Source organism: Glycocaulis sp. (genome assembly GCF_052168375.1).
Classification (GTDB): Bacteria; Pseudomonadota; Alphaproteobacteria; order Caulobacterales; family Maricaulaceae; genus Glycocaulis.
In genome coordinates, this window is record NZ_JBQLZR010000206.1 from 1 (window position 1) to 3,335 (window position 3,335).

Genomic DNA, 3,335 nt, shown 5'->3' on the forward strand with positions numbered 1-3,335 from the left:
GGTGGAGGCGTGCCGACCATCACATCGCCGTCTGGTGCGAGAAACTCTCTCAAGGCTTCGTCGGACTCAAAATTCGGCATCGCTGCCAGCTCGGCCTGCTGGACCGTCGCGCAGGACGCCAGCGCGAGCGCAGCGAGAACTGCTATCGCTTTCGGCATTGCGTGTAGCCTGAGATTGCTGCCGCTATCGCCACAAGACATGAGAGACTTCCCCCCTCTGAGCGCGCAGAGTTGATCAGTCGTTCAAGGCTCGAGCAAGCCGTATTTGCGATCTTGCCCCTGATTGTCAGGCAACAGGAAAAGCGGATTTTTGCTAAGTTAAAGGCCAAGCCCGTGGCGTCAGGAACAATCTGCGCCGTCTTGGAGAAAGCTGGTAGGATCCTCAATTGAAAAATCTCGAAATTCGCGATGAATGTTTCGCAGACGGACGTTTCGTGCTGGCAGCCGACAAGCGCCTTTTTTGGTGCCCGCCTTCAATAGCGTACGGTGAACGCGAGGGCCGCTCTGGCTGATCAGGGCGGGCGCGATTACCAGGCCTGCGAAGTGTTCATCTTCCATTCATGGGCGGCCCAGCAGCGTCGCTGCCAATTCTGTCTCACGCGTGAAAACCGGAGGTGTTGCATGTTGCGCAAAGTATTGATTGCCTTTGCCTTGCTTATGTCCGCAACCGCTGCGCCCGCAGCCGCGCAAAGTCTTGGTGGCGGCGATTTCCAGCGCTGCGCCGTCTATCGGCCCGACGGCTCGATGGCGGGCTACAGCAATGCGTGCCTTGAACGCCAGCGCGCCGCGATCCGGCGTTATTCCGGCCAGCCCTCGGGCGGATATGGCTATGCCCCGGCGGCACCGGTCTATGGCGGCGGTGTCTATCCCTGTCCCGCGTGGGCCAATAATGGCCGCGGCTACAGCTCGACCACCCGCCCGGGCCAATATGGCGCCCAGTATGGCAATTTCACTTCGGCCGTGAACGGCCAGCCCTGCATCCCGACGAGCGGAAACCAGTTCCTGCGCGGCGTGAACTAGAACCGGGCCCGAGAAACAAACCGACGCGGCAGTTTCCTGCCGCGCCGGCTGTATTTCAGCGCTGAGTTGGAACCCTACTGGCCCTGGCCCAGCGAATAGCCCGGCTCTCCATCGAAATTGTAGAGCTGTTCGGTCTTGATGAAGTCGACGCCCTCACGCGCCAGACGGACCATCAATTCGGCGACCATACCGCGATTGCCAAGGCCGTCGAACATGAAGCGGCAGCGCCAGTGATCGGTCTTGAAGGTTTCCGGCAGGCCGGCGGGCCACACCTTCACACCCCGGTTGGAGATCATGACCAGCTTCGGGCCGCCATCGCGCACCGCGCCGCCGACCAGCTCTGCCAGCGTATCGGGATTGTCGCCGGCCCACTGCACGAAGACATCGACGCCCACCATTTCGCGCTTTTGCGGCTCGCGCCGGATGATGGCCGGTATGACCGGCGCCTTGGCGGAACCAGAGGCGCTGGCCGCGCTCAGCTTGACCGGCTCCTGACCCAGGCGGGCGATCACGGCATCGGCAAACCCGGAGGTCGTGACCAGCTCGCGCGAGGTGCCTTCGCGATAGATGTCATAGGTGTGGATACCGTCCTCGATCGTCTTGGCCCATGCGTTCTGGACGCGCGCAGCGACATCGCCCTGGCCGATATGGGTGAGCATCTGCACGCCCGCGAGCAGCAGGCCGGACGGGTTGGCGCTGTTCTGGCCGGCACGGCGCGGGGCCGAGCCGTGAATGGCCTCGAACATGGAGCAGTGCTCGCCAATGTTCGCCGAGCCGCCGAGGCCGACCGAACCGGTGATCTCGGCCGCAACGTCTGACAGGATGTCGCCATAGAGATTGGCCATCACGATGACGTCGAACTGAGCCGGATTGGCGGCGAGCTTTGCCGCGCCGATATCGATGATCCAGTGTTCAGTCTCGATTTCGGGATAGTCCGGTGCGATCTCGTCAAAGATGCGGTGATAGAGTCCGTCGGTCAGCTTCATGATGTTGTCCTTCGAGAAGCAGGTGACCTTGCGCCGGCCATTGGCGCGGGCGTACTCGAAGGCATAGCGGATGATCCGCTCGGTGGCGGGACGCGAGAAGAGTTTCAGGCACTGGAACACCTCATCGGTCTGGCGGTGCTCAATGCCCGCATAGAGGTCTTCCTCGTTCTCCCGGATGATCACCACGTCCATGTCGGGATGCTTGGTCTCGACGAACGGATGCAGCGAGGCGCACGGGCGGACATTGGCAAACATGCCCAGTGATTTGCGCACCGTCACGTTGAGTGACTTGAAGCCGCCGCCCTGGGGCGTCGTGATCGGCGCCTTGTAGAAGACCTTCGTGCGGCGCAGGCTCTCCCAGGCTTCCGGTTCGATACCGGCGCTGATACCGCGCAGATACACCTTCTCGCCGATCTCGATGGGTTCAGGTGCAATCGCGGCTCCGGCGGCCTCCAGTATGCGCAGGGATGCTTCCATGATTTCCGGGCCGATACCGTCGCCATAGGCTACCGTTACAGGAACCGGCACACGCGTGGCGGTCTGGAAGGCTTTCGATGCGCTGGGCTGGTGGGTCATCTTTTCAGTCTCCTTGAATGACGGGCGGACGCGCAGTGCGCCCTTGCGCCGGGAAACTGCCTGAGGCATTGAGATTTGAAAAATTAAACGCAACACGACAATCAATGAGAAAAACTCATGATAAGCATGGCAGACCGGATCGACCTCGATCTCGTCAGCGCCTTCCTGGCGGTGGCGCGGACAGGCAGTTTCACGCGCGCCGGAGAACAGGTCCTGCGCACACAGTCGGCTGTCTCGCTGCAGGTGCGGCGGCTTGAGCGGGTGCTGGGGGAACGGCTGTTCCGGCGCAATGCCCGGGCTGTCACGCTGACCCCGGCGGGGGAACGCTTCCTTGCCTATGGGGAACGTCTGGCGGCCCTGCACGACGAGACGCTGGCGGCTTTCAGGGCCGGCGATGTGACCGGTTCGGTGCGCCTTGGCACGCCGGAAGACTTCGCAACCGCCTATCTGCCGCGCGCCCTTGCGAAGTTTGCCAAGGCCTATCCCGGTGTGCAGCTGGAGGTGACCTGCGACCTCACCTTGAACCTCATGGACATGTACCGGGACGGAAAGCTGGACATCGCGCTGGTCAAGCGAGAACCGGCAGCCGGCGCCGACCCTCAGCGCGTCTGGGCAGAGCGCCTCGTATGGGTCGGCGCCACGCCGGAGATTTTCGAGGCGTCCGAGATCACCCGTCTGGTTGTCAGCCCGGAGCCGTGTGTCTATCGCAAGCGGGCGGTAGAGGCGCTGGCGCGGGCCGGGCGGCGGGCACGGC

General features: G+C 62.8%; 3 protein-coding genes. 2 read left to right on the forward strand and 1 reads right to left on the reverse strand.

Annotated elements, in window-relative coordinates; genetic code table 11:
* Window positions 1-620: 620 nt before the first annotated feature.
* Entirely contained in the window at window positions 621-1,019 is a 399-nt protein-coding gene (locus ACTS2Z_RS07995) for a hypothetical protein (protein ID WP_442572687.1), read from the forward strand.
* 74 nt (window positions 1,020-1,093) lie between these two features.
* Here ACTS2Z_RS07995 and ACTS2Z_RS08000 read toward each other — a convergent pair whose 3' ends face one another.
* On the reverse strand, window positions 1,094-2,581 hold the full coding sequence (locus ACTS2Z_RS08000; protein WP_442572688.1) for an NADP-dependent isocitrate dehydrogenase: 1,488 nt from the start codon (window positions 2,579-2,581) through the stop codon (window positions 1,094-1,096).
* Between the two features lie 117 nt (window positions 2,582-2,698).
* On the opposite strand from ACTS2Z_RS08000, the gene ACTS2Z_RS08005 reads away from it, so the two are divergent.
* A partial coding sequence (locus ACTS2Z_RS08005) for a LysR family transcriptional regulator (protein WP_442572689.1) occupies window positions 2,699-3,335 on the forward strand: 637 nt, incomplete at its 3' end.